Source organism: Rhodoferax sp. GW822-FHT02D07, from assembly GCF_058802405.1.
The window spans coordinates 38952-65761 of sequence record NZ_JBXAOD010000005.1 but is presented as its reverse complement, the minus strand read 5'-3'; the positions used below and the strand labels follow the sequence as shown (position 1 = coordinate 65761).

The 26810-nt window shown below is 64.7% G+C and carries 23 protein-coding genes; 19 read left to right on the top strand and 4 right to left on the bottom strand.

Features of this window, described 5'->3' with window-relative positions; translation table 11 throughout:
• Positions 1-17: 17 nt before the first annotated feature.
• The 3 genes from AC1RNN_RS12890 to AC1RNN_RS12880 all read right to left on the bottom strand — a co-directional run bounded on the left by AC1RNN_RS12890 (position 18) and on the right by AC1RNN_RS12880 (position 7094).
• Positions 18-2009 (bottom strand): hypothetical protein, encoded by a 1992-nt coding sequence (locus AC1RNN_RS12890; RefSeq protein ID WP_493089715.1) that lies wholly within the window; start codon positions 2007-2009, stop codon positions 18-20.
• A 2-nt stretch (positions 2010-2011) separates the two neighbouring features.
• Positions 2012-6442 carry an autotransporter domain-containing protein gene (locus AC1RNN_RS12885; protein ID WP_493089716.1) on the bottom strand — a complete coding sequence of 1477 codons (4431 nt, stop codon included), beginning with the start codon at positions 6440-6442 and terminating at the stop codon, positions 2012-2014.
• A 166-nt stretch (positions 6443-6608) separates the two neighbouring features.
• Positions 6609-7094, bottom strand: a complete 486-nt coding sequence (locus AC1RNN_RS12880; RefSeq protein WP_493089717.1) for a glutathione peroxidase — start codon at positions 7092-7094, stop codon at positions 6609-6611.
• 102 nt (positions 7095-7196) lie between these two features.
• On the opposite strand from AC1RNN_RS12880, the gene AC1RNN_RS12875 reads away from it, so the two are divergent.
• Positions 7197-8426, top strand: a complete 1230-nt coding sequence (locus tag AC1RNN_RS12875; protein WP_493089718.1) for a GGDEF domain-containing protein — start codon at positions 7197-7199, stop codon at positions 8424-8426.
• On the opposite strand, the gene lplT is transcribed toward AC1RNN_RS12875, so the two are convergent.
• Positions 8423-9706 carry a lysophospholipid transporter LplT gene (gene lplT / locus AC1RNN_RS12870; RefSeq protein WP_493089719.1) on the bottom strand — a complete coding sequence of 428 codons (1284 nt, stop codon included), beginning with the start codon at positions 9704-9706 and terminating at the stop codon, positions 8423-8425. The genes AC1RNN_RS12875 and lplT overlap by 4 nt on opposite strands.
• Positions 9707-9833: 127 nt before the next feature.
• On the opposite strand from lplT, the gene alr reads away from it, so the two are divergent.
• The 18 genes from alr (at position 9834) to AC1RNN_RS12780 (ending at position 26779) form a co-directional block, all read left to right on the top strand.
• Positions 9834-10928 (top strand): alanine racemase, encoded by a 1095-nt coding sequence (gene alr / locus AC1RNN_RS12865; protein WP_493089720.1) that lies wholly within the window; start codon positions 9834-9836, stop codon positions 10926-10928.
• A complete protein-coding gene (locus AC1RNN_RS12860) occupies positions 10925-12139 on the top strand; it encodes an HD-GYP domain-containing protein (RefSeq protein WP_493089721.1) in 1215 nt (404 codons plus the stop codon). The genes alr and AC1RNN_RS12860 overlap by 4 nt, the downstream gene beginning before the upstream one ends.
• Before the next feature lie 247 nt (positions 12140-12386).
• A complete protein-coding gene (locus tag AC1RNN_RS12855) occupies positions 12387-13526 on the top strand; it encodes a hypothetical protein (protein WP_493089722.1) in 1140 nt (379 codons plus the stop codon).
• A gap of 68 nt (positions 13527-13594) precedes the next feature.
• A complete protein-coding gene (gene radA, locus AC1RNN_RS12850; RefSeq protein WP_493089723.1) occupies positions 13595-14962 on the top strand; it encodes a DNA repair protein RadA in 1368 nt (455 codons plus the stop codon).
• 50 nt (positions 14963-15012) lie between these two features.
• Entirely contained in the window at positions 15013-15348 is a 336-nt protein-coding gene (locus tag AC1RNN_RS12845; protein WP_493089724.1) for a hypothetical protein, read from the top strand.
• Positions 15349-15415: 67 nt separating this feature from the next.
• Complete coding sequence (locus tag AC1RNN_RS12840) at positions 15416-15814, top strand: DUF1924 domain-containing protein (RefSeq protein WP_493089725.1); 399 nt, start codon at positions 15416-15418, stop codon at positions 15812-15814.
• A 17-nt stretch (positions 15815-15831) separates the two neighbouring features.
• Positions 15832-16383, top strand: a complete 552-nt coding sequence (locus AC1RNN_RS12835) for a diheme cytochrome c (protein ID WP_493089726.1) — start codon at positions 15832-15834, stop codon at positions 16381-16383.
• Positions 16384-16419: 36 nt separating this feature from the next.
• Positions 16420-17181, top strand: a complete 762-nt coding sequence (locus AC1RNN_RS12830) for a cytochrome b/b6 domain-containing protein (RefSeq protein ID WP_493089727.1) — start codon at positions 16420-16422, stop codon at positions 17179-17181.
• 49 nt (positions 17182-17230) lie between these two features.
• Positions 17231-17899, top strand: coding sequence for a winged helix-turn-helix domain-containing protein (locus AC1RNN_RS12825; RefSeq protein WP_493089728.1), 669 nt, complete (start codon positions 17231-17233; stop codon positions 17897-17899).
• A gap of 2 nt (positions 17900-17901) precedes the next feature.
• Positions 17902-19263 carry an ATP-binding protein gene (locus AC1RNN_RS12820; RefSeq protein WP_493089729.1) on the top strand — a complete coding sequence of 454 codons (1362 nt, stop codon included), beginning with the start codon at positions 17902-17904 and terminating at the stop codon, positions 19261-19263.
• 4 nt (positions 19264-19267) lie between these two features.
• Positions 19268-19696, top strand: a complete 429-nt coding sequence (locus AC1RNN_RS12815; RefSeq protein WP_493089730.1) for a glycerate kinase — start codon at positions 19268-19270, stop codon at positions 19694-19696.
• 43 nt (positions 19697-19739) lie between these two features.
• On the top strand, positions 19740-20678 hold the full coding sequence (locus tag AC1RNN_RS12810; RefSeq protein ID WP_493089731.1) for a branched-chain amino acid transaminase: 939 nt from the start codon (positions 19740-19742) through the stop codon (positions 20676-20678).
• A gap of 3 nt (positions 20679-20681) precedes the next feature.
• Positions 20682-20888, top strand: coding sequence for a zinc-finger domain-containing protein (locus tag AC1RNN_RS12805; protein WP_493089732.1), 207 nt, complete (start codon positions 20682-20684; stop codon positions 20886-20888).
• A 107-nt stretch (positions 20889-20995) separates the two neighbouring features.
• A complete protein-coding gene (gene waaF, locus AC1RNN_RS12800) occupies positions 20996-21985 on the top strand; it encodes a lipopolysaccharide heptosyltransferase II (protein WP_493089778.1) in 990 nt (329 codons plus the stop codon).
• 621 nt (positions 21986-22606) lie between these two features.
• The gene (locus AC1RNN_RS12795) at positions 22607-23593 is read left to right on the top strand and encodes a sugar ABC transporter substrate-binding protein (protein WP_493089733.1); all 987 of its coding nucleotides are present in this window, start codon (positions 22607-22609) and stop codon (positions 23591-23593) included.
• Between the two features lie 119 nt (positions 23594-23712).
• The gene (locus AC1RNN_RS12790; RefSeq protein WP_493089734.1) at positions 23713-24672 is read left to right on the top strand and encodes an ABC transporter permease; all 960 of its coding nucleotides are present in this window, start codon (positions 23713-23715) and stop codon (positions 24670-24672) included.
• The gene (locus AC1RNN_RS12785) at positions 24672-25460 is read left to right on the top strand and encodes an ATP-binding cassette domain-containing protein (RefSeq protein WP_493089735.1); all 789 of its coding nucleotides are present in this window, start codon (positions 24672-24674) and stop codon (positions 25458-25460) included. Before AC1RNN_RS12790 ends, AC1RNN_RS12785 begins: the two co-directional genes overlap by 1 nt.
• Before the next feature lie 59 nt (positions 25461-25519).
• Positions 25520-26779 carry an ROK family transcriptional regulator gene (locus tag AC1RNN_RS12780; RefSeq protein WP_493089736.1) on the top strand — a complete coding sequence of 420 codons (1260 nt, stop codon included), beginning with the start codon at positions 25520-25522 and terminating at the stop codon, positions 26777-26779.
• Positions 26780-26810 lie beyond the last annotated feature (31 nt).

Below are 26810 nucleotides of genomic sequence, written 5' to 3'. Positions count from 1 at the left end.
TTGGTGCGATGGCGGCGCTACTGCGGCGCGCCGTTCAGTATCCAGGCCAGCACCTTGTCGTAGTCCACCCGCGCCGGGTCGCCCACGGTGGCCGAGGTGTCAAAGCCGGTGCGCAGGCCGCCGTTGTGGTGCTTGCCGGCCGGTTTGCGCAGCAGGGGGCTGGCCACGATGTCGGTGAAGTTGATGCGCCCGCGCACCTCGGTATAGAGCCAGAGGCGGTTCGTCGCGTCGCCGCCCGCACCGCTGCCGGAGCGCACGAAGTCGTCGTAGAAGATGGGTGGCACGGCGCTGGTGGTGGCGACGTTCTGCCCGCTCACATGGCAGGACGTGCAGTTGCCACCGCCGGCTTGCAGGATGGTCCGGATATCGGGCTCGAAACGCAGGGCGGCCGGGTCCCACGCCAGCGCCGGGTCCACCTTGATGGTCACGGTCTTGGCGGTGCTGGTGGTCGTGGTGTTGGACGTGACCAGTTGCACGACATAGGTGCCGGCGCCACTGACGGTTAACGTGGGGCTCGCGGCGGTGCTGCTGCTCAGGCTGGCGGTCTGGCCCGCCTGGATGGAGGTGATGGACCAGCTGTAGCTGGTGGAGAACAGGCTCATGGCCGCGGACAGCGTGGGGGTCAGCGTCTTCACCACCCGGTCCGGCCCTGGGTCGGCGACGGCACGGCCGGGCTTCAGGTTGCCATCGGTGTAGCCCTTGCCGACCAGGTAGCTGGCCATGGTGCTGTTGATGTCCGAGGTACTCCAGTACTTGTCGTAGATCAGCTTGGCCAGCGGCATGTTGCCGCGGTCAATCACGTGGGCCTTGATGCGGTCCGCGTAGCCGTCAAAAGCCGTGAAGTCCTCGAAGTTGATGTCTGACTGGTTGCCGGTGCCGCGCACACCGTGGCAGACCCGGCAGGCCTGGGTTACGGTTTTCTTGTACAGGTCGACTTGGCCCGCGGTAGTCCAGCTGCTGGGCACATAGCTGTCGGTGGTTTCGCTGGTGGCATTTGGCAGGCCGGCACCACCGTAGATGTTCTTCAGGTGATCCGCCGCAGCGCCCTGGTACTCATTCGGGTTAGCCACGCGCCGGCAAGTGTCTTCCGCATTGCCCGTGGGCGTAGCCGTGCCATTGGGCAAGGGATGGCCGCACAGCACCATCTTGTTGATGGTCTTGATCTTGGCTTCCAGCGCGGCACGGGTGTAGCCGGCGCGGGTGGAGAAGTCGAAGGAGGCGGGCTCGAAGGCGTGCAGCTGTGCGCCCACATCGCCGCGCGCGCCTGAGGCCGAGTTGCCCAGCTTGGCGAACAGCCCGCTCGGGGTGAGCGGGTCCCCGCGTCCGCCGTGGCAGGAGATGCAGACCGTGGGCAGGGCCTTGCTGCCGCGCCCGTCCAGGTTGGCCGTGTTCAGCCGTGCGCCCGTGTTGGGGTCGTAGGTGTAGAACTTGGCGAACTTGATGGCATTGGGCGCCGGGTTGGAGCTGCTGGTTTGCGCCACGGTGAATTCGATGGCATTGGTGCCCAGGTGCCACTGGCGCTCGTCCACGATGGCTGCTTCCAAGCTGAACGGCGAATAGCCGCCGTAGCCGCCCACCATGTAGTTCTCCACCACAAAGGCAATGTTGCCAGTGTTGGTGTCATGGCGCGCTGTCATTTTGCGGCCATAGCCCAGGTCGCGCTGGTCGCCAATGATGATGGTCTCTTCGATGATGCCGGCCCCGCTGGTGCCAAAGCCGTTCTTGGCCTTGAACTTGGCCAGGGTGTCACGCTCGTTGTTCGGGTCCACCGCAGCGTAGTAGGCGCTGGCATAGCTGGCGGCATTCACTTGCAGGCTGTCGTCGCTCTGGCGCTGCGGATTGGGGAACAGCAGGAAGCTGTCTGGCCCCGTCGTGGCGGCAGTGGCCCGGGAATTGGGGTCCACGTCAGAGCCACCGCTGCCGCCACCCCCACCACCGCAGGCGTGGAGCAGGGCGGTCAGCAGGGCAATGCTGCAGATGCGGAGGGTGCGTGTGTTCAATGTCAGCATGGTCAGAACCGCATCAGGTAGCTGGCGGACAGCTGATTGGTGGTGTAGCTGCGGGGCGAGGTGGCCCAGGCAGGACGCAGCGTGGGGGTGGATTCCACGTAGCGCCACGAGAAGTCCATGGAGTCCTTGGCACCCAGGCCGATGTTGTAGCCCACGGTAGCCAGCATGGTGGTACCGCCAAAGCGGTAGCTGAAAAACTGGCCGCCAGCGTAGGCGTCGTCCTGCACTAGGACCTTGGCCAAAGTGATGTTCTCCAGCGAGGATCGGCCGGTGGACACGATGTCGCCATCGCGGTATTCGCCGCTGAGGTACAGGGTGGCATTGCCACGCACGCTGTAGTCCACGTTGACGCGCAGCGAGGTGTCGGCCGTGCGGAACACGGCGCTGTTGGCCGAACGCTGGTTGCTGGCCAGGGCGCCAAACACGGTGATGCGGTCGGTCAGGGGGCGCGACGCCGTGAGCCCCAGGGAGTACTTGTAGCCATCGCGCTGGCTGGCCTGGTGTTTGAGGGCCGTGACCTTGGCAAACAGACCGTAGGTGGGGGCATCGAACTCTGCCGACTCCCGGTACTGGTAGGCTGCCTCGCCACCCAGGTTGATATTGCTCAGCCCGTTGAAGGTCTGGAAGCGCTCTCCGCCCACAGCGCCCGTGAGCAGCAGGCGGGTGTTGCCGCTGAGGAAGAACATGCGGGTCTGGCTGGCGTTGAAGGTGTAAATGCTGTCGCCGCGGATATCGGAGTTGAGCTTGGCGCGGGTGATGTTGTCATCCCATGTGTAGCCTGCGTCCACCTGGATTTCGTTGTGGTCGGAGAACTCCTGTTCCACACCCTTGAGCAGGTTGGGCAGGCCCTTGGCACCCAGCTCCTTGAGCACCTTGACCCGCAGGGCGTAGCTGGACTCGTAGGCAGACACCTGGGTCAGCTGGTAGTCCACGCCCAGGGCCCAGCCATCGCGGAACAGGAATTCACTGCCCACACCGAACACCAGCGCGCTTTGCAAACTGCCGCTGGACGAGATGGAATAGCGGGTGCCGCCCAACTGGTCGGCATAGGCAATGGCGGCTTCGCTCCGGCTGCTCAGGTCCTGGCGCCACTCCACGCGTGCGCGCGGAACGGCCCAGCCAAAGGGCGTGGAGTGGATGGACTCGCCGCGCAGGCCGATGGTGCCCTGCAGTGCCGAATTGGTCTGTTCGAAATAGGCCAGCGAGGCCGTGCCTGCGCCGGTTTCGGTGGCCTCGCCCAGCTTGTCGGTGGAGAAGTCCAGCCGTGCGTAGGGCGAAATCATGTTGGCTTTGTCACGGAATTCCAGGCCCGTACCCAGGGAGCCAAACAGCTGGTAGCCCTTGCGGTTGCTGGTGGCGTAGGCGCTGGCGGAGGGCACATAGCGGTTCATGTCGAACTCCAGCGCGCCCACACCCAGCATGCCGTCCACAAAGCTGTTGCTGCCCAGCTTGTAGCTGCCGTACACGGCCAGGGAGTAGCCGCGCGCCTGGTTGCGCGTGCCATCGGTGCCGATGTTGGTGGTGTCCTGGGCGTAGCCCACACCCATGCCGACTACCAGACGCTCGCTCAGCGTGCGGTCCACCCCGAAGCTCACGCCGCTGGAGCTGAAATCCGCCGCGCTGACCGAGCCATTGGCTTCCCGCGCACCGAAACTCACCACCCCCTCGGCCCAGACCTTGGGGCCGGGCAAGGCATCGGCAGGCAGGCTCGTGTTCAGTCCCATGCCCAACTGGTTCAGGTTGCCCAGATTGATGGTGCGGTTCTGCACGAAGTCCGATGCCAGGTTGTACAGGGGGGACTGGCTCAGCCCGGCCTGTGCCGCCGCCATGGAGACGGCGCTGGACAGTGGCAGGGAGGCCGGGGCATTGCTCGCGGGCAGCTGGATGGCGCTGTTGGTGCCAATGGCAGCCAGTTTGTCGGCGGCAGAGACTGCGGCCGTGGACTGTGTGTTCGAGAAATTGCTTGGCGGTGGTGCGAAGCCCGAGCCCCCATTGCCAGCAGGGAAGAAGCCGCTGTGCAAGAACTCCAGGCGGCGGCCAAAGTTGGCGATCTGTGTGCGTGTGAACTTCAGGGAGGCTTCTGCCTGCGCCGCAACCAGACCGGTCACCCGGGTGTCCTTGGTCGGATCGGGCCGCCCCGAGATAGTGATGGTGACCGTTCCCGCGCTGCTGGTGACGCCGCCAGTGAACTGGCCTACCACGGCAAAAGAGTCCGTGCCAAAGAAGCCATTGGCGGGGGTGTAGGTGGCGTTGACCCCGCTGATGTTCAGCGTGCCATGGGCGGGCTGCATCGATGCGGTGAACCCTGTAGGATTCAGCGACGGGAACATGCAGGTCTTGAGGTCAATGACCTTGGCGGTATTGGTCGTGGTGGTGTCGTTGCAGGCTGCGGGTGCTGGCACACCCACCGAGAAGTTCACCGTCACCGCGGCACTGGCTCCCACGGCGTTGCTGGCCGTCAGGGTTACGGCACTGCTGGCGCCGGGCACGGAGGGCGTGCCGGAGATCACGCCGGTGTTGGTGTCCAGGCTCACCCCCGTGGGCAGCGTGCCGCTGGCCAGTGCGAAGGAGGTGAGCGGTGGGTTGCTGGCTGTGATGCTGATGGGCGTCATTGCTGCGCCCAGCGCCAGTGCGGTGGTCGTGCCATTGCTAGGGCTGCTGATAACGGGCACCGCATTGGGTGTGATGGTGAAGGTGACGGCTTTCGTGCCCTTCACATTGCCGGTGTTTTCCGCTGCCAGTGTGACGCTGCTCACGCCGCTGGTGGTGGGGGTTCCGGATACGACGCCTGTATTGGCATTGAGGGTCAGCCCGGCCGGCAAGGTGCCGCTGAACACGGAGTAGCCCCCGGTGGCGAGGATTGGGCCATTGGTTCCGTCGGTGGTGATGGTGTAGGCCGTGCCATTGGTGCCCACGGTGCCTGCACCCGTGGTGCCGCTGTTGATCACGGGCGCTGCCGTGGCATGGACGCGCATGGTCACATTGCGCGAGCCGGTGCCGGAGCTGTTGTCCGCACTCAGTGTCACCGCATAGTCACCACTGGTGGTGGGTGTTCCCGATATGACCCCGGTGGATGCATTGACCGACAGGCCTGGCGGCAGGCCGCTGGCTGCGTAACTGCTGGCGGTGATGGGCGGGTTGGTGGCGTTGATCTGGATGGTGCTGATGGCTGTGCCCACGGTGCCCACCACCGTCGCCGTGGGGGACACGGCCAACGAGGGCGTGCTGGTGACGACTGGCACCCCGGCCGAGGCCACATTGATGGTGAGTGTCTGGCTCACGGCCCCGGCACTGGTGGTGGCCTGCAACGTCACCGGGTAGCTGCCAGAGATGGTGGGCGTGCCGCTGATCTGGCCCGAGCTGCTGGCAAAGGTGAGGCCGCTGGGCAGGCTGCCGGTGAGCCCGTAAGCACTAGGGCTGGCCGGGTAGGTGCCGATCTGGAAGGTGGTGATCGCGGAGTTCTGCGTGTAATTGGCGGTGGTGCTGTTGGTGATGCCCGCAATTTCCATGGTCAACGTCTTGCTGACCGTGCCATCGTTGATGGAGCCGTTGATCTGGACTCCGATGGTGACCGAGTAGGAACCCGTGGCGGTGGTGGTGCCGGTGATCTTGCCGTTGGTTGAGTCAATCGACAGGCCCGTGGGCAGCCCGGTGGCGGTGAAGTTGGACGCGGTGCCGTCGTTGGATGTGACCGTGTAGAGAGGCGCGCCCGCGGTGTAGGCCTGGTTCTTGAAGCCCGTGACTGTGGTGGCGCTGGTGATGCCCAGCACCGTAACCTGAATGGTGCGTGTGGCCGTTCCGATAGGGTTGGTCACGCTGACGTCGAAGGAGTCCGAACCCGTATAGCCAGCCGTGGAAGTGTAGGTGGCGTTGTAGTTCATGGCGGTGGTGGCGCCCACCTGCGCCACGCTCACCGTGCCATTGCTGCCGTTAGTCTTGGTCAGGCCGCTAGCGCCGTCCTGGGCTGCTCCGCCAGTGCCTGTGGCCAGCAGAGGGTAGATGTCCTTGATGCCGGCGGCGCCGGAGCGTACGGCGATGGCCAGCGAGCCGCTGCCGTTGGACACCGTGAACGCGGGCGCCTTGAACTGCCCGATGTACAGCGCCAGCGACATGATCTGCGCCTGCGAGGGCAGTGCTGGTGTGCCGCCCATATTGGCGTACATATTCCCACCCGGCGAGAGTTCGGTGTGCAGGTAGCTGTAGGCGTTCGACGCCATCAAATGGTTTGCCGAAGAGGTGGCACCCGTATGGCAGTTGATGCACTGCTGGAAGCCGCCCGCGCCGCTGGTGTTGTAGATGAGAGAGCCGGCGGCAACCGACTGGGCCCCGGCTTGGCCAGCGAAGCTGGTCAGCAGAATGACGCAGCACGAAGCCAGCCAATGCCGCAGCAGGGCAGGAAAAACGGGCGTGGCTGATCGGCGTGGCTCGGGCATAGGGGCATACAAGTGGCAGTTGTAGAGCCCTGCATGCGCAGCACCGTCATCGGTTTTTCCCTCTGGGCAGGCTCCCAGTCAGCCAGTTTACCGAAACACCCTCGCGAGACTATGGGTTATTCACCATCCCGCGGCAGCACTGTTGTATTTGTGGGAGGCGCGCCGTTCAGGCGGCCAGCGCCGCCTCGATATCGGCCGTCAGGCTGGCCGGCGTGTCGGTGGGTGCGTAGCGCTTGAGCACCTGGCCGTCCTTGCCGATGAGGAACTTGGTGAAATTCCACTTGATGGCCTTGGTGCCCAGAAAGCCCGGTGCCTCCTTCACCAGCCACTGGTAGAGCGGGTGGGCGCCGCCGCCGTTGACTTCGATCTTGGCCATCATCGGGAAGCTCACGCCGTAGTTGAGCTGGCAGAAGCCGGCAATCTCGTCGTTGCTGCCCTTGTCCTGTGCGCCGAACTGGTTGCAGGGAAAGCCCAGCACCACCAGGCCCTTGTCGCCATAGGTCTTGTGCAGCTCTTCCAGTCCGGCGAACTGGGGCGTGAAGCCGCAGGCGCTGGCCGTGTTGACGATCAGCATCGCGCGTCCCTGGTACTGTTTCAGGGCGACCGGCTGGCCGTTGATCTGGAGGGCTTCGAAGTCGTAGGCGCTGGACATGGAATGGGCTTTCTCCGAGTGAAAACCCCACGATAACAGTTTGCCAAAGCACTTGTCCCGCCCCTGCTTTGCTGAGAAGATCACCGCCATCAAGGAGATGCGGTGGAAAAGGCAACCTGGTACCAGTCCCTGTGGGAATGGATGCGGCTGACCAAACAGGAATACGACCTGGTGCAGGGTGAGGGCACCATGGAATCCCTGCGGCGCCTGCGCTGGGTGGTGTACCTCATGGTGCCGCTGCATGTGGTGCTGGCGCTGTTGCTCATGCAGTTCAAGGCGCCCGCCGACCACCCCGAGCTGCAGCCCTGGGCGCAGACCGTGGGCCAGGCCCACTGGTTGGCGGCCGTGCTGGTGGCGGTGGTGGGCGTATGCACCCGCCACTACCTGCGCCAAGCGCGCGCCACCACCGGTGCCATCACGCTGCAGATCTTGGTCGCCGCGGGCTATATCTATCTGGGTGCCTACCTCAGCATTGCCGATCTGGTGGCCAATGCCGGGGCGGGCCTGTCCACCTACATGCTCATTTGCATCATGTTCGGCGTGTTGTCGCTGAACCGCCCGGCGATCTCGGTGCCGCTGTACATCAGCACCTACCTCGTGTTTGCCGCCATGATGCGCAGCGCGCCGATCCCGACCCTGCACAACAACAGTCTGAGCATCGTGGCCTTCTTTTGCCCCTTGATGGCCTTGCTGGCCTCGCTCATTGTCTGGAACCAGTACGCCAAGGCCGTGATGCTGCGCCGCCAGCTCAGCCGCAGCAATGACGCGCTCATGGCCCAGCAGCGCGAGCTGGCCTTTCTGGCCGACCATGACACACTGACCGGCTTGTTCAACCGGCGCGAGTTCATGCGCCTGGCGCAGATGGAGCTCAAGCGCGCGGCGCGCGTGGGCGCGGCGACGCACTGCGTGATGGTGGACCTGGACTACTTCAAGAAGGTCAACGACGTGCACGGCCACCCCGTGGGCGACGCCATGCTGCAGCATGTGGCCAAGCTGCTGCAGGGCGGCGTGCGCGGGACCGACTGCGTGGCGCGCATGGGCGGCGAAGAGTTCATTGTCATGCTGCCCAATACCGCGCGCGAGGGCGCGCTCGATGTTGCCGAGAAGCTGCGCCAACTGGTGCGCAGCACGCCTCTGGTCTATCTGGGTGTGTCCTTGCCCATCACTGCGAGTCTTGGTGTGAGCGGTTCGCAGGCCCAGGAGAACCTTTCCATCGAGAGCATTTACGCGGCCGCCGACCGCGCGCTCTATGTGGCCAAGCAGCTGGGGCGCGACCAGGTGCAGTACGCGGTGCCCGAGGTGTCCGAGGTGGAGAAGCCGGCTGCGGTTTAGCCGTGCAGGTTGTCGTTGCGGGCGATGTCGAGCAAGTGGTTCACCACGGCCGCGTGGTCGCGGCAGTTGCGCTCGTGCCAGCGCTTGATCCACCACATGCAGCCGGCCACCACAATGCCGAACACCGAGATGGCGCCAAACGCCGACAGCCCCATGCCGGTGGACAGGCTGTAGAAGGCGCCCAGGCCCAGGATGCAGGCCTGTTCATTGAAGTTTTGCACGGCGATGGAGCGGCCCGCCCCCATGAGGTTGTGGCCGCGGTGCTGCAGCAGCGCATTCATGGGCACCACGAGGAAGCCGCCCAGGCCGCCCAGCAGGATGAGGAAGGGTGCCGCGACCCAAACGTTGCTGATGAAGTTGAGCAGGATGACCAGCAGACCCATGGCAATGCCTAGCGGCAGCACATTGACCGCGTGCTCCAGGCGCATGCGCAGGGACGCCACCACGGCACCCACGGCCGTGCCAATGGCCACCACGCCCACGAGGGAAGAGGCTTGCGTCACGCTGTAACCCAGCGCGGCCGAGGCCCAGGCCAGAACGATATAGCGCAGGTTGCCGCTCACGCCCCAGAACAGCGTGGTAGTGCTCAGCGATATCTGGCCCAGGCGGTCCTTCCAGAGCTTGGTGTTGCAGTTCCAGAAGTCGGGCAGCAGGCTGAACAGGTTCTTGGGCATGGCGCGCAGGGAGACGCCGGTGTCGGGAATGCGCGTGTTGAACCAGGCGGCAGCCAGGTAGACAAAGATCAGCACGCTGATGGCGGCCTCTGGCGCGGTGTCGATGCTGGTGTCGATGAGGGGAAAGTCAAATGACAGCAGCGCGCCGGAAATGCCGGTGCTGACCAACTGCCCGCCCAGCAGCACGCCCAAGATGATGGAGGAGATGGTCAGGCCCTCGATCCAGCCGTTGGCCTTGACCAGCTGGCTGGCCGGCAGCAGTTCGGTCAGGATGCCGTACTTGGCCGGCGAGTAGGCCGCAGCGCCCAGACCGACGATGGCGTAGGACATGAGCGGGTGGGTGCCAAACAGCATCATCAGGCAGCCCACGATCTTGATGCCGTTGCTGATCAGCATGACCTTGCCTTTGGGCATGGCGTCGGCAAACGCACCCACAAAAGGCGCCAACACCACGTAAAACAGGGCAAACATGGGGACTAGCGCGGCTTGTTGCCATTCCGGCGCACCGCCACTGCGCAGCAATTGAACGGCTCCCACAAACAAGGCATTGTCGGCCAGCGAGCTGAAGAACTGCGCTGACATGATGGTGTAAAAACCGCGTTTCATGGGTGGGGGATGGGGCACATTAGCGGGGCTAATGCGCTAGGTATTGTTGTTGGTCTCCAGACGTGCTGCGGTTATAGCACGGCGCAGAATGTCAAAATCTTCGGAGTTTCTTTGCTCCGAGTGCCCCATGCCCCGTCCCATACAAGCCACCATCCACACCCAAGCTCTGCGCCACAACCTCGAGGTGGCGCGCCGCGCTGCGCCCGATGCGCGGGTGTGGGCGGTGGTCAAGGCCAACGCCTACGGCCACGGCATCGAGCGCGCGTTTGACGGCCTGCGCGGTGCCGATGGCATCGCCCTGTTGGACTTGGACGAGGCCCGCCGCGTGCGCGATCTGGGCTGGCGCGGCCCCATTCTTCTATTGGAGGGCGTGTTCGAGCAGCGTGACCTGGAGCTCTGCTCCCGGTTGGGCCTGTGGCACACGGTGCACTGCGAAGAGCAGATCAACATGCTGGCCATCCACAAGACCAACGAGCCGCACCGCGTCTTCCTCAAGGTCAACTCCGGCATGAACCGCCTGGGTTTCCAGCCCGAGCAGGTGCGCTCCGCCTGGACCCGCTTAAATGCGTTGCCTCAGGTGGACGAGATTTCGCTGATGACCCATTTCAGCGACGCCGACGGCCCCAAGGGCATCGATGCGCAGATGGCCGTTTTCAAGGCCGCTACCGACGACCTGCCCGGCGAGCGCACGGTCAGCAACAGCGCGGCCACGCTGCGCCACTCCGGCTTCGGGCTGGTGTCGGACTGGGTGCGCCCCGGTATTGCTGTGTATGGCAGCGCGCCCGACTACCCCGAGCACACGGCGGCGCACTGGGGCCTGCAGCCAACGATGACGCTTGCTGCAAAAATCATAGCTGTCCGCGCACTGTCTACGGGAGATACGGTCGGATATGGCTCTACCTTTGTGGCAGACAGGCCGATGCGCATCGGCGTCGTGGCCTGCGGCTATGCCGACGGCTATCCGCGCCTGTGCCCCACCGGCACGCCGGTGCTGGTGGACGGCGTGCGCACCCGCACCGTGGGCCGCGTGAGCATGGACATGGTCACCGTGGACCTGGACCCCGTGCCCGACGCCGGGATGGGCAGCGAGGTGACGCTGTGGGGCCGCGCCGCCAATGGTGCGGTGCTGCCGATTGACGACGTGGCCGTGTGCGCTGGCACCGTGGGCTACGAGCTGATGTGTGCGCTGGCGCTGCGTGTGCCCGTGCTGGTGGCCGATTGAGCTACGTTCCCATCCCCGTCGTGCTGCTGGGCATCGGGCGCACGGTTCCGGTTGACATCTGGAGCGACACTGGCCAACTGCTGCTGCGCAAGGGCCAGCCCGTGGTGTCGGAGCAGCACCGTGACAAGCTGCATGCCTTCAACGCCTGCTCCACCGAGAGCGATGCCCTGGCTTGGCAGCGCGCCTACGAGCGCATGATCCACCAGATGCTGCGCGACGGTGTGGACGTGCTCACCATTGCCAACGCGCCCATGCCCAGCGAGATCCGCGAGAGCGACTATGTGGTGGGCGCCCAGCTCAGCGGCGGCTGGCTGGACCTGCAGGAGGTGCTGCGCGGCATTCTTTACCAGGGCGGTCTGGCCACCAACCCCATGGCGCGGCTGGACGGCATTGCCCGCAAGGTACTGAGCCTGCTGGATGCGGATGCTGACGACAGTCTGCTGTGCCTGTTGCAGATGCTGGCCGACGACAGCCTGGGCTACAGCGCCACGCATGCGCTGCTGTGCGGCGTGATCTGCACGCTGACGGCGCAAAAGCTGGGGCTGGACGCGCACCAGCGCCGCACCCTGCTGGACGCCGCGCTGACCATGAACATCGGCATGGCGCGCGACCAGGACAGTCTGGCCCGCCAGGCCCCGCCGCCCAGCGAATGGCAGCGCGAGCTGATCCGCGAGCACCCCGAAATCAGCGTGGACATCCTGATGCGCTACGGCGTAGACGACCCCGACCAGTTGGACCTGGTGCGCTGGCACCACATGCCCGTGGCGCCCGAAGGATTGCCGCACAACCACCTGGCGCGCCGCGTGCTCAGCACGGCCGACGCCTTTGTGGCCAAGATGGCCGCGCGTAAGACGCGCGCGCCGCTGTCGGCGTTGGGGGCGGCCAAGTCCATCTATGTTGGCACCGAGGGCGATGCCGCTGCCGTGGGTTCCGCCATGGCCACCGCCGTGGGCTTTTACCCGCCGGGCAGCTATGTGCGCCTTGCCAATGGCGAGACCGCCGTGGCCGTGCAGCGCGGCGCGCGCGCCAACGCGCCCTGGGTCATCCCCATCCTGGACAAGAACGGCTTGCCCATCAGCCGCTACCAGTGCCGCGACACGCAAGAAGCGGACTGGGCGATCGCCGTGCCGGTCAACTTCCAGACGGTCAAGGTGGCGGTCAGTCTGGACAAGGTGCGTCGCGCCAGGGAATCTATCAAAAAAGGCAGCTAGCCCCCGTCAATATTGCGCATATAGCTCCTAAATTGAGAGCAGTTTGGTGCTTGGTTTGGTATCCATATGTAAGATGGATATATTAATTTCGCTGTTTATGCGTGAATACGGACCTTCTATGGCATCGGTATTTCACGGCGTTGGGGACGGCATGCGAGTGGGTGTATTCCTGTTGTGTTTGGCTCTGTCGGCTTGCGGCGGAGGTGGCGGAGGTGGCGGGGGGGCATCCGGAAGTGGGGCGAGTAGCTTGGACTTCAGCGTCAGTACCACCCCTGCCAACGCTGCGCTGAGCACCGCCTTCATGGGGCACACCAAGGTGATGGTGGGGTTCTCCGGAGGGAGCAATGTCGGAAATCTGGCGCCTTTCGATGCGCAGTACCAGTACATCAACTCAAGCGCCTTCAGCAGCTACGACCACGCAGGCTGCATCGCCGGTACGGTGCCCCTGGCATCCTGCGGAGGGTGGACCACTTGGCAAGAGGACGTCCCCACCCGCGGGCTGTTTGCCAAACGCTTTGTCGACACAGCCAAGGGGCGCGTCTGGAATGGTGTCGCGCGGCCTCAAATTCCGTTTTTCACTTATTACATGGTGCTGCCGGCATCTGGGCTTTCAGAAGGGGCTGACCCCACCGGAGAAACGGCCGCCTTGGACGATTCGACGTTTCTGACCACCTACTTCAATGACTGGCGCTTCCTGCTGCAGAAAATCGGTAATGACCAAGCCATTTTGCACATCGAGCCTGACCTGTTCGGCTTCTTGAAGGCCAGGGCGGGGGCGACCACGGGTTTACCCAGCGCAATACCCGCCAAGGTGGCCTCCAGCAACCCCACGGACTGTGGGGCTGGCTACACCGAGGACGCAGCCGGCTACGTCAAATGCATGATCCACATGGCGCGTGTCTATGCGCCCAACGCCAAGGTGGGCGCGCATGCCTCGCCCTGGGTGATCAGCGACTCCGAGGCGACGGCATGGAGCAACTTCCTCATTGCCCTGGGAGCCGGGGATGGAGACTTCCTCGTGGTCGACTCCGGTGACCGGGACGCGGACTACTACCGCCTGGTGAAGGGCGACCCCAGCCATAGCTGGGATGTCACCAAGATGAACACGTTCTTGCATTGGGTGAAGACCGTGTCCGAGGCCGTGGGCAAACCCTTTCTGGTTTGGCAACTGCCGCTGGGCAATTCCTACCAGAACAATACCTACCAGCACTACAAAGACCAGCGCGTGGAATTGTTGTTTTCCCACATACAGGAAGTGCGCGACGCCCATGTGCTGGGCCTGTTGTTTGGCAGCGGGGAAGGTGCCCAAACCCATGTTGAGTCGGATGGTGGCCTGCTGGTTGGCAAGACCAAGCAGCACTACATCGGCCGCGGCAGCGTCAACTAGCCAGAAACACCCCTGGGACGCAGGGTTGGCATCATGGCATCTGTAAATACATACAGTATCATGGTGCCATGGCCAAAGACAAAACCATCTACACCTGCAATGAATGCGGCGGCACCAGCCCCAAATGGCTGGGCAAGTGTCCGCATTGCAATGCCTGGAATACGCTGATCGAGTCGGTGGCCAGCAGCGATGCGCCGGCCAAGAACCGCTTTGCCGCGCTGGCCAAGACCGCTGAAGTGGCGGTGCTGTCCGACATTGAGGCATCCGATGTGGAGCGCACGCCCACGGGCCATGAGGAGCTGGACCGCGTGTTGGGCGGTGGCATGGTGGAGGGCGGCGTGGTGCTGATTGGCGGCGACCCCGGCATTGGCAAGTCCACCTTGCTGTTGCAGGCGTTGGATTCGCTGCAGAGATGCGGCAAAAACACGCTGTATGTGACCGGGGAAGAGAGTGGGGCGCAGGTAGCCCTGCGTTCGCGTCGCTTGGGGCTGGACCATTCGCAGGTCAAGGTGCTGGCCGAAATCCAGCTCGAAAAAATTCTCGCCACGCTGGACGCCCAGCAACCCGAGGTCGCCGTCATCGACTCCATCCAGACCGTCTATTCCGAACAACTCACCAGCGCGCCGGGCTCGGTGGCGCAGGTGCGCGAGTGCGCGGCCCACCTGACCCGCGCGGCCAAGTCCAGCGGCACGGCCATTGTGCTGGTCGGCCACGTGACCAAAGAGGGCGCGCTGGCTGGCCCGCGCGTGCTGGAGCACATGGTGGACACGGTGCTGTACTTCGAGGGCGACACGCACAGCCAGTTCCGCCTGGTGCGCGCCATCAAGAACCGCTTCGGCGCGGTCAACGAGATTGGCGTTTTCGCCATGACCGAAAAGGGGCTGAAGGGCGTGAGCAATCCCAGCGCCATCTTCCTTAGCCAACACTCGGAGCCCGTGCCAGGCAGTTGCGTCATGGTGACGCTGGAGGGCACCCGCCCCATGCTGGTCGAGATTCAGGCCTTGGTGGACAGTGGCGGCCCGTCTCCGCGCCGCCTGAGCGTGGGGCTGGACAAGGACCGCCTGGCCATGTTGCTGGCTGTGCTGCACCGCCACGCCGGCGTGGCCTGCATGGACCAGGACGTGTTTGTGAACGCCGTGGGCGGCGTGCGCATCTCTGAACCCGCGGCCGATCTGGCCGTGATGCTGTCCATCACCTCCAGCCTGCGTGGCAAGCCTCTGCCCAAGGGCTTCATCGCCTTTGGTGAAGTGGGGCTGGCGGGTGAAGTGCGCCCTGCACCGCGCGGGCAGGAGCGCCTCAAGGAAGCCGCCAAGCTGGGCTTCACCGTGGCCGTGGTGCCCAAGGCCAATGCGCCCAAAAAACCCATCGAGGGCATGACCATCCACGCCGTGGACCGGGTGGAAGAGGCCATGAACGTGGTGCGCGGGTTGGGGTGACTTTGCCCTGGGGCAAAGACAGGCGGGTTCGTCCGACCTAGACTGCGCGCATGCGCTGGTTCACCAAATTGCCCCACTCGATCCGCTCGGCGTCCGGGCTGGAGTGGGCCCTGTGGCGCAAGCTACCGCGTATCGCCTTGGCAGGCACGGTGCTGCCCTTGCTGGGGCTTGGCCTCTACCACCTGCTTTTGGATGCCAGCAACCCGGCGCAGGCGCGCGCACTGCAGTTGGCCGACTACATGGTGCTGGGCGCCATCGTCTTCCACTGGTCGCTGGTGATCACCGTGGCTATCGGCTGTGTGGTGGTCATGGTGATGAAGGGCCCCGGCTATGTGGCAGATGGTCTGGATGTGAGCCACAGCGACCAACCCCGTTCCGACCTCTAGCCCCATAGGCTGTCACTTAAGACCTGCTTAATCTTGCGCGGCCACCATGCAGGGCATGGAGGTCACCATGTCATTCACCCGTATCACCCCACGTGCGCTGCTACTGGCGGCTACCCTCGCGGCAACTGCCTGGGCCGGCACCCCGCAAGAGCAGTTGGGCGCCCTGAGCACCCAAGCTGGCCGAAGCCCGAACCCGACCCAGGGCCAACAGTTTTTCAACGCCACGCACGGCCGCGAATGGAGCTGCGCGTCCTGCCACAACGCGCTGCCCACCGGTGACGGCAAACACGCCAGCACGGGCAAAGCCATCACCGCGCTGGCACCGGCTTTTAACCCCGAGCGATTCACCGACCCCGCCAAGAGCGAGAAGTGGTTCCGCCGCAACTGCAAGGACGTGCTGGCCCGGGAGTGCAGCGCCGCCGAGAAGGCCGATGTACTGGCCTGGCTCATCAGCCTCAAGCGTTGATCGCCCACAGAACGCCCATGAAAAGAGAATTTATGCAGAACAAGCCTCTAGCCCCCGTGCAATATGCGCAAGCAGCTCCTAAATGGATAGCAATCCTGGCACTGACAGGCCTGTCGCTGGGCAGCGCCTGGGCCGACTCCAAAGGCCCCATGGTGCCGCCCCTGCCCAAGTACCAGACCGAATGTGCGGCTTGCCACATCGCCTACCCGGCTGGCATGTTGCCCGCTGCGTCCTGGAAGAGGGTCATGGGGTCGCTGGACAAGCACTACGGCGCCGATGCCTCGCTGGACGAAGCCAGTGTGCGCGAGATCAGCCAGTGGCTGCAGGTGAACGCTGGTACCTACAAGCGGGTGCGCGAGGAGCCCCCTCAGGACCGCATCACCACCTCCTCCTGGTTTGTGCGCAAGCACAACGAGCTGGCCCCCGCCATCTGGAAGCAGACCGCCGTGAAGAGCGCGGCCAACTGCATCGCTTGCCACACGCGGGCCGACAAAGGCAGCTTCAGCGAACGCGAGATCACCTTCCCCAAGGGGTTGGACGCGGGCTTTCGCCGTAGTTGGTCGGACTGACCCTCCATCTTTTTGCACTGTTTGACGAGGTTTCCCATGACCACCACGACCTGTCCCCCCGCCGCTGCACCCGCCCGCCCCACGCGCCGCCGCGTGGTGGACGCGCCCACCCGCGCTTTCCACTGGCTGTTTGCCCTGAGCTTTCTGGGCGCCTACCTCACCGCGGAGGGCGAGCGTTTCCGCCTGCTGCACGTCACGCTGGGCTACACCATGGCGGGCCTCCTGGTGTTTCGCGTGCTCTACGGCCTGCTGGGACCGCGCCAGGCTGCGCTGTCCATGCTGTGGCGCAAGCTTGGCGAGCTCTGGCCCTGGGCGCAAACGCTCAAGGCAGCGGTGCGGGTGGGCGCAAGTCCGGCGGTGAACTGGCGCCAGGGCCAGAACCTGTTCATGGCGCTGGCCATCGTGGCACTGTTGATACTGGTGCTGCCGCTCACGCTCTCGGGTTATGCCACCTACAACGAGTGGGGCGATTTTTTGGGTGGCGACTGGATTGAAGAGGTGCACGAGTTCTTTGGCAACACGGTGCTGGCCGTGGTGCTGGCGCACATCGCCGCCATCGTGGGCCTGTGCGTGCTGCGCCGCAAGAATCTGGCCGCACAAATGGTGACCGGCCTTACCGACGGACCCGGACCGGACCTCGCCAAGCGCAACCATGGTTGGCTAGCCGCCCTCTTGCTATTCGCCGTTTTGGCCTACTGGACCTGGGAGTGGCGGCAGTCGCCACAAGGCTTGATCTCGCCGCAGGCCATCAGTGCCGTGTTGAGCGGGCAGGGTGACGATGATGGCGACCACGATTGATGACTTCGCCATGCACAATAGTCTGACCAGTTCCTGCGGGGCCCCCTGAATGCGCGTATTGCTTGCTGAAGACGATGCCATGCTGGGCGATGGCCTGCGAGCCGGGCTGCGCCAGCTGGGTTTTCAGGTGGACTGGGTGCGCGATGGCCTGGCGGCCGAGCGTGAACTCTCTGGCGGTGAATACGCTGCTGCCGTGCTGGACCTGGGGCTTCCGGCCAAGGATGGCCTGGACGTGCTGCAGTCCCTGCGCAGCGCAGGCGTGGCCACCCCGGTGCTGGTGCTTACCGCCCGAGACGCCGTGCCCGACCGCATCCGCGGGCTGGACCTGGGCGCCGACGACTATGTGCTCAAACCGGTGGACCTGCATGAGCTGGCTGCACGCCTGCGCTCGCTGGTGCGCCGCTCGCATGGCGTGGCGCAGGAGATGCTGCGGATGGGCGCCCTGGCGCTGGAGCCTGGCGCCCGCCGGGTGCTCTGGCAGGGCGAGGAAGTGAGCCTATCGACCCGCGAATTCGACCTGCTGCACGCGCTGATGCGCAGCGCCGGGCGGGTGCTCTCGCGCGAGCAGCTGGAGCAGCAGATGTACAGCTGGGGCCACGAAGTGGAGAGCAATGCGATTGAGGTGCACATCCACCACCTGCGGCGCAAGCTGCAGGCCGATGCCATCCAGACCGTGCGCGGCGTGGGCTACCGCGTGAACCCGCAGCCGGGCGCTTGAATATGGCAGCCGGCCGCTCCCTGCAACTGCGCCTGCTGGTGCTGCTGTCGGTCTCGCTGACGCTGGTGTGGCTGGCCGTAGCGGTGTGGACCTGGGTGGATGCGCGCCATGAGGTGGACGAACTCATGGACAGCCACCTGGCCCAGGCGGCCGCCATCTTGGTGGTGCAGCCGTTGGACCTGGAGGACGACGCCGTGGCCGATGCCCCGGCACTGCACAAGTACAACGCGCGGGTGGCCTTCCAGGTGTTCCACGAGGGCACGCTGGTCATGCGCTCAGCCAACGCGGGCACCGAGCCTCTGAGTCCGCAGCGCCGCGGTTTCGACACCGTGCGTCTCGGTAACGAACGTTGGCGGGTGTTTGCCACGCGGGGGGCTGAGAGCGATGTGCAGGTGTATGTGGGTGAGCAGGTGGACTCGCGCAACGACATTGTCTGGGCCATGCTGCGCGGCATGCTGCTGCCCATGGCCTTGGCCTTGCCGGTGCTGGCAGCCCTTCTGTGGTGGGCGGTGCGCCGCGCACTGGTTCCACTTCATACGCTTGGCCGCACGCTGGGTCAGCGGGCGCCGGCGGCGCTCGATCCGGTGGCCGTACCTGACGTGCCCACAGAGATGCAGCCTCTGGTGGCCGAGCTCAATGGCCTGCTGGCCCGCATTGAGCGCATGGTGCAGAGCGAGCGCCGCTTTACCGCCGATGCTGCGCATGAGCTGCGCACACCGATTGCCGCCATCCGCGCCCAGGCGCAGGTAGCCCTGGGCGCTGGGGGCGATGCTGCGGAGCGTGACCATGCCCTGCAAACTACGTTGGCCGGGTGCGACCGGGCTGCGCATTTGGTAGACCAGTTGCTGGCACTGGCCCGTCTGGATGCCGGGGCGGCTGCACCCTCTGCCGACGCGCGTGATCTGCGCGCCATTGTCCGCGAGGTTGCGGCCGACTTGGCGCCTGCGGCGTTGGAGCGCGGGCAAGACCTAGCGTTAGAGGATGGCGGCCGCGATGCGGCCCATGGCGTGGCCTGCACCTTATCTGCCCCTACGGCCTGGCTGACGATGCTGTTGCGCAACCTGCTGGACAACGCCTTGCGCTACAGCCCCGACGGTGCGCGTGTGCTGGTGCGGGTGGCCAGCACGCCCGAGCAGGTGGTGCTGGAGGTGCACGACAGCGGCCCCGGCATGGCTGAGGGCGACCTGCAGCGCCTGGGCGAGCGGTTTTTCCGGGTGCTGGGGCACAGCCAGAGTGGCAGTGGCCTGGGCTGGTCCATCGTGCGCCGGATTGCCGAGGTGACGGGCGCCCATGTGGTGGTGCAGCGCTCGGCGTTGCTGGGCGGGCTGCAGGTTCAGGTGCTTTGGCCCGGCCTGCGAAAATAAGCGGATGCAAATTCAAAAAATTCTGGTGCCCTTGGGTGCCTTGGTGCTGGCCGTGGCGGGTTACCGGGCCTATGGCTGGCAAGGCCTGGCCTTGGTGGCGGGCGGCTTGGTGATGTGGCAGCTGCTGCACTTCACGCGCATGCTGCAGATTCTCAAGAAGGCGGCCAACCGCCCCATCGGGCATGTGGATAGTGCCGTCATGCTGCATTCCAAGTTGACAGCCGGCCTGCCCCTGCTGCATGTGGTGGCGCTTACGCGCGCGCTGGGCCAGTTGGAGTCACCCAAAGACACGCAGCCCGAGCGTTTCCGCTGGACGGACCCGTCCAAGGCCAGCGTGCTGTGTGTATTCCTGGGTGGCAAGCTGCAGAGCTGGGACTTCAGCCGTCCGGCCGAAGAGTCCGAGGCGCCTGACCAAGCTGCGCCGGCCCCGTAAAATCGATGTTTTGCTTTTTTGCAGACCCAACAAGGACCCCACGATGAGCGTAATTCCTCCCTCCATGTCTGACCGCGACGGCAAAATCTGGATGGATGGCCAGATGGTGGACTGGCGTGACGCCAAGATCCACGTGCTGAGCCATACGCTGCACTACGGTTGCGGCGCCTTTGAAGGCGTGCGCGCCTACAACACGGTCAACGGCCCCGCCATCTTCCGCCTGCAGGAGCACACCGAGCGCCTGTTCAATAGCGCCAAGATCCTGCGCATGAAGATCCCCTTCACGCAAGAGCAGGTCAACGAGGCCCAATGCGCCGTGATTCGCGAGAACAAGCTGGAGAGTGGCTACCTGCGCCCCCTGACCTGGATCGGCGACAAAAAGCTGGGCGTGTCCCCCAAGGGCAACACCATTCACCTGATGGTGGCCGCATGGCCTTGGGGCGCCTACCTGGGCGAAGAGGGCATGAAGCGCGGCATCCGCGTCAAGACCAGCAGCTACACCCGCCACCACGTCAACATCACCATGACGCAGGCCAAGGCGGTGAGCAACTACACCAACTCCATCCTGGCCAACATGGAGGCCACCGATGACGGATACGACGAAGCCCTGCTGCTGGACAGCTCCGGTTTCGTGTCCGAAGGCGCGGGCGAAAACATTTTCGTGATCAAGAACGGCGTGATCTACACCCCCGATCTGTCCGCCGGCGCCCTGAACGGCATCACCCGCAACACCGTGTTCCACATCGCCAAGGACCTGGGCCTGGAGATCGTGCAAAAGCGCATCACGCGCGATGAGGTGTATATCTCGGACGAAGCCTTCTTCACCGGCACTGCTGCCGAAGTCACACCCATCCGCGAGCTGGACCGCATCGAACTGGGCAGCGGATCGCGCGGCCCCATCACCGAAAAAGTGCAAACGGCCTTCTTTGACATCGTCAACGGCCGCAACCCCAAATACGCCCACTGGCTCACGAAAGTCTGACCCATGTCCCAAGCAGTTGTTGAACTCCTGGCCAAAGACCTGAACCACCAGGGCGGCGTGTTCTGCCCCAGCCCCGTGGCCGGCATGCAGACGTGGAACACCCACCCCAAGGTCTACCTCGACGTGGGCCGCAGCGGCGAAGCCAAGTGCCCGTACTGTGGCACCACCTACAAGCTGAAAGCCGGCGAACACTTCGCAGCAGGTCACTGAGCGTGCCCGTGGCCCCAGGCCAGGCCGCCGCAGAACCGGCTTTGCCGGGCCGCCAGCGGCACCCCCTTGAGGGGGAGGCGGCCGAAGGCCGCTTCGGGGGGGAGTCGTTGCTCATCGCGCCCCAATGGATTGGGGACGCTGTGATGACCGAACCGCTGCTGCGTCGCCTCGCCGCGCGCGGCGAGCGGCTGACGGTGGGGGCGCTGCCCTGGGTGGCGCCGGTCTACCGGGCCATGCCGCAGGTGGCCGAAGTGATCGTGTTTCCCTTTGCCCATGGCGGCTTGCAATGGGCGGGCCGTCGGGCCATGGCGCGTGAGCTGCGTGGCCGTTTTGACGCCGCCTACCTGGGCCCCAATTCCCTCAAGAGCGCGCTCATCCCTTGGTGGGCCGGCATTCCTCGCCGCGTGGGTTACCAGGGCGAAGGCCGCTGGGGCCTGCTGAACGAGCGACTGCCCAATCCGCCCGAAGGCGAACGCCCGCCCATGGTGGCGTTCTACTCCGCCCTCAGTGGTGAAACCGGGCTGGAAGCGGACCGGCCCCGCCTCCAGCTGGCACCGGGTGCCGCGACCGAGGCGCTGGCTGTGCAAAGCCTGCCTGCGCAGGGCTTTTATGTGCTGGCACCGGGCGCTGAATACGGGCCGGCCAAACGCTGGCCTGCGGCTCACTTTGCGGCCTTGGCGATGCAGCTGGCCCTGCCGGTGTTGCTGCTGGGCTCGGGCAAGGACGCGCCGGTGTGCGCCGAGATTGCCGCTGCGGTCAACGCGCAGCGGCCCGGCCATTGCCGTGACCTCGCGGGCAAGACCACGCTGGACCAGGCGATTGCTTTGATTGCTTCGGCCAAGGCCATGGTCAGCAACGACTCCGGGCTCATGCATGTGGCAGCTGCATTTGTGGTGCCCCAGGTGGCGGTTTTCGGCTCGTCCAGCCCGCTGCACACGCCGCCACTCAGCGAGCGCGCCACGGTGCTCTGGCTCAAGAACGATCCGGCCTACCAGCCAGCGCTGGATTGCGCGCCTTGCTTTGCGCGCGAGTGCCCGTTGGGCCACACACGCTGCCTGAACGATATTGCGCCCGCTGCGGTGCTATCGCATCTGTAGCTGCTTGCGCATATTCCACGGGGGCTGTAGGCCCAAAGTGCTTGTAAAACTGCGAATAAAAAAAAGCCACCCGAAGGTGGCTTTGTAAAGTCCCCGAAGGGACGTCGTTGGAACCTGTTGAAGGAAACCTATTGGTTGGTTTCTCTTCATCCTTGTTAACTGTGACAGCAGTTGGGATGAATTCTCTGCCTCCGCCGGCAAAAGCGGTATCCCCCATTCGGGTGAATTTGCAGGGTTTTTTACAAAATCTTGCAGTTTTTGGGCTGCTGTAACCATTGCGATTGCGTTCAGCTTGCTGAATCAACCGTGAATCGCGTCGCCGCCCCACCGGCATGCCGATTCGTCGGCCTCCTTTCCATTGTTTTCCGTCGTCCTGACCAGTCCAAAAGACACGGTGTGCCCGCGCTCGCACATCTTTCGTGGACGGGTGTGTTGCTGTGGGGTATTGGTGACGCGCAGCAAAGTACCGGCAGCTAAGGGTTTTCCATAATTAAAGTAACTTGATTTAAGTAAAAGAAAAGAACTATAGTCCCGCCACGCCGTGAGAGAGCGTGCTTTTCCAGGGGCTTGCGCCTCTGGCCTTCCAGCCCAAAAAAGGTCGTACAGACCGAGGAGATCCTGATGAACAAGTCCACCCCCCTGATCCTGTCCGCGCTAGCCCTGGCCGCGTCGTCCGCGTTCGCTGCTGACGCCCCGGTGATTGGCCTGATCACCAAAACCGAAACCAACCCCTTCTTTGTGAAGATGAAGGAAGGCGCAGAGGCCGAGGCCAAGAAGCTGGGCGCCAAGCTGATGTCTGCCTCCGGTAAGAAGGACGGCGACACCGCCTCCCAGATCGCCGCCATCGAGAACATGACCGCGCGCGGCGCCAAGACCATCCTGATCACGTCGTCTGGCGACGCCATCCTGCCAGCCGTGAAGAAGGCGCAAGAAAAGGGCGTGCAAGTGATCGCGCTGGACAGCCCCTTTGAAGGTGCGGATGCCCTGTTCGCTACCGACAACTACAAGGCCGGCGAGCTGATCGGCCAGTACGCCAAGGCCGCCCTGGGTGGCAAGCCCGCCAAGATCGCCATGCTGGACCTGTTCCCCGGTCACCCCGTGGGTGCGCAGCGCCACAATGGCTTCATGAAGGGCTTTGGCCTGCAGGCGAATGACGCCAAGTCCAACGAGCTGTCCAAGACTGCAGAGACCGTGTGCGCGGCCGACACCGACGGCAACCAGGCCAAGGGCCAGACCGCCATGGAAAACTGCCTGCAGAAGGACCCAGCCATCAATGTGGTCTACACCATCAACGAGCCCGCCGCCGCCGGTGCCTACAACGCACTGAAGAAAGCCGGCAAGGACAAGGGTGTGCTGATCGTCTCGGTGGATGGCGGCTGCGCCGGCATCGCCGATGTGGGCAAGGGCGTGATCGCTGCGACATCGCAGCAATACCCGCTGAAGATGGCCGCCATGGGCGTGGCAGCGGGCGTGGACTACGCCAAGGGCGGCAAGAAGGCCTCCGGCTATGTGGATACCGGTGTCACCCTGATCGCGGGCAAGGCCGTGGCTGGTGTGGATAGCAAGGACGTGAAGACCGGCACCGACCTGTGCTGGGGCAAGAAGTAAGTTGTCTCCGGGCTGGCACGCCGGTGCCAGCCTCTGCGGGGCCCGGCGTTCGTCCTGACGGATGTCGGGCCTTTGCTTCCCGTGTCTCAGCGCATGTGCGCGCCAATTGGTAACTCTCCATGGCAACGAATTCTTCCAAACCTATTCCCTGGGCCCTGCTGGGGCCCTGGCTGGCCCTGCTGGCGGCCTGCGCCTTCTTTGCTACGCAGTCTGACCGCTTCCTCACGGGTGAAAACCTCTCGTTGGTGCTGCAGCAGGTCATGGTGGTCGGCGTGCTGGCCATCGGCCAGACCCTCATCATCCTCACCGCCGGCATCGACCTGTCCTGCGGCATGGTGATGGCACTCAGCGGCATCGTCATGACCAAGTTCACCATGGACATGGGCCTGCCACCCGCCGTGGGCGTGCTGTGCGGCGTGCTGGTGGCCGCGGCCTTTGGTCTGCTCAACGGCCTGCTGGTCACGCGGGTGAAGCTGCCTTCCTTCATAGTGACGCTGGGCACCATGAACATCGCCTTTGCCATCACCCAGATCTACTCCCAGGCCCAAACGGTGGGCGACCTGCCGGACGGCATGACGCTGCTGGGCAATACCTTCACCCTGGGCGGTACCTCGGTGGCCTGGGGCACGCTGGTCATGCTGGGCCTGTACGCCCTGGCCTGGCACCTGTTGCGCGACACGGCCTCGGGCCGCCACGTCTATGCCGTGGGCAACAACCCCGAAGCCGTGCGCCTGAGCGGCATCTCGGTGGAGCGCGTGCTGCTGGGTGTGTATGTGCTGGCCGGCGTGCTGTATGGCATTGCGGCGCTGCTATCGGTGGCGCGTACCGGCGTGGGCGATCCGCAGGCCGGTCAGACCGAGAACCTCGACGCCATCACTGCCGTGGTGCTGGGCGGTACTTCGCTGTTTGGCGGGCGCGGTGTGATCCTCGGTTCGCTGGTGGGTGCGGTCATCGTGGGTGTGTTCCGCAACGGCCTCACGCTGATGGACGTGGCCTCGGTCTACCAGACCCTGATCACTGGCATTCTGGTCATCCTCGCGGTGGCTGCAGACCAACTTTCTCGCAAGGGGGCCCGCTAATGGCTTCGCAACCTATCGTTCTCAAGGCCACAGGCCTCGTCAAACGCTACGGCGGCGTCACTGCATTGGATGGCGTGGATTTCGAGCTGCGCGCCGGTGAGATCCTGGCAGTGATTGGCGATAACGGTGCTGGCAAGTCCAGTCTTATCAAGGCCCTGTCGGGTGCGGTGGTGCCCGACGAAGGCAGCATGGAACTCGACGGTAATCCGGTGCACTTCCGCTCCCCCATCGACGCGCGCCGCCACGGCATCGAGACCGTGTACCAGGACCTGGCCGTGGCGCCTGCCATGTCGATTGCCGAAAACCTGTTCCTGGGCCGCGAGCTGCGCCGCCCCGGGGTACTGGGAAGCGTATTCCGTTCGCTGGACAAAAAGAAGATGCTCAATGAAGCCATCTCGCGCATGAACGACCTCAAGGTCGGCATCCGCTCCATGACACAGGCGGTGGAGACGCTCTCGGGCGGTCAGCGCCAGTGCGTGGCAGTGGCGCGCGCGGCGGCGTTTGCGCAGCACGTGGTCATCATGGACGAGCCTACCGCCGCGCTTGGTGTGAAGGAGGGCAACATGGTGCTGGAGCTGATACGCCGCGTGCGCGACAAGGGCCTGCCCGTCATCCTCATCAGCCACAACATGCCCCATGTGTTCGAGATCGCAGACCGCATCCACATCCAGCGCCTCGGCAAGCGGGCCTGCGTGGTCAACCCCAAGGCCATCAGCATGAGCGACACGGTGGCCGTGATGACCGGCGCCAAGAGCCCCGAAGAGCTGCCCGAGACGGCCCTGGCCTGAGCGTCAACATCGTCAAATAGTTCGCAAGGGGCGGGCTTCCTGCGTCAAAATTGCCCACCATGACCCTTGCCGACCATCTGACCGCCTTCCGCCCGGAGGCTTCGCCTCCTGCGGTTGCGGTGTCGCCTCCGGTGTTGCGGCCCCGTGGCTCCAACCACGTGGGCATGCGCCAGTTCAACGAACGCGTGGTGCTGCACGCCATCCGCCTCAACGGAAGCCTGCCCAAGGCCGACCTGGCCCGCCTGACTGGCCTCACGGCGCAGACCATTGGTCTCATCACGACCCGACTGGAAGACGACGGCCTGCTGATCAAGCAGGACCGCGTGCGCGGCCGCATTGGCCAGCCTTCGGTGCCGCTGGCGCTAAATCCGGATGGTGCGTTTGCACTGGGCATCAAGATTGGCCGGCGCAGTGCAGACTGGTTGCTCGTCGACTTCACCGGTGCAGTGCGTGTGCGCGAGACCTTGCCCTACGCCTTTCCCGACGCGGACCTGTTGCTGCCCACGGTACAGGCGCGCATGCGCGCCATCCAAGACGGGCTGGGTGCGCTGGCACCCCGCCTGGTGGGCGTGGGCGTGGCTGCGCCTTTCAATCTGGGTGGCTGGCACAAGATGCTGGGTCTGTCCGAAGCGGTGTCGGACCAGTGGAACCATATTGACCTCTGCGCCCAGGTGCAGGCTATGACCGATGCCCCCGTGAGCTTTGCCAAGGACACCTCGGCCGCCTGCGTGGCCGAGCTGGTATCGGGCCGGGGGCGCGACCTTAAGAGCTTTCTCTACCTGTTTGTGGACACCTTTGTGGGCGGCGGGCTGGTACTCAACTCCCATTTGCACGGCGGCATCCACGGCAATGCGGGAGCGGTGGCTTCGCTGCCCTTGCAGGTGGCCGGGCCGGACGGCATGCCCGAGCAACTGATCGCCCACGCCTCGCTGTGGGAGCTGGAACAGCGCTACCAGGCCGAAGGCCTGGACCCCACAGCGGCGTACGACGATCGCGCCATGTCGGCACCCTATGCGGTCTATACCGATGCCTGGATTGCCAGCGCCGCACTGGGGCTGGCGCAGTGCGTGGTGAGCGGCACGGCGTTCCTGGACATTGACGCGGTGGTGATCGACGGCTCCTTCTCGCGTGGCATGCTGCAGCGCCTGATTGAGGAGACGGGCCGCGCCCTGCGCCGTTACAACTGGGAGGGGCTGTGGCCTGCCACCGTGATTGCCGGCAGCATGGGCTCCGATGCGCGCGCGCTGGGCGGTGCCTTGCTGCCCCTCCACGAAAACTTTGCGCCGGACCGGGACCTCTTTCTCAAGGCCACGGCTTAAGCCCCCACGCTCCGCCGATGTGCGGGTCGCT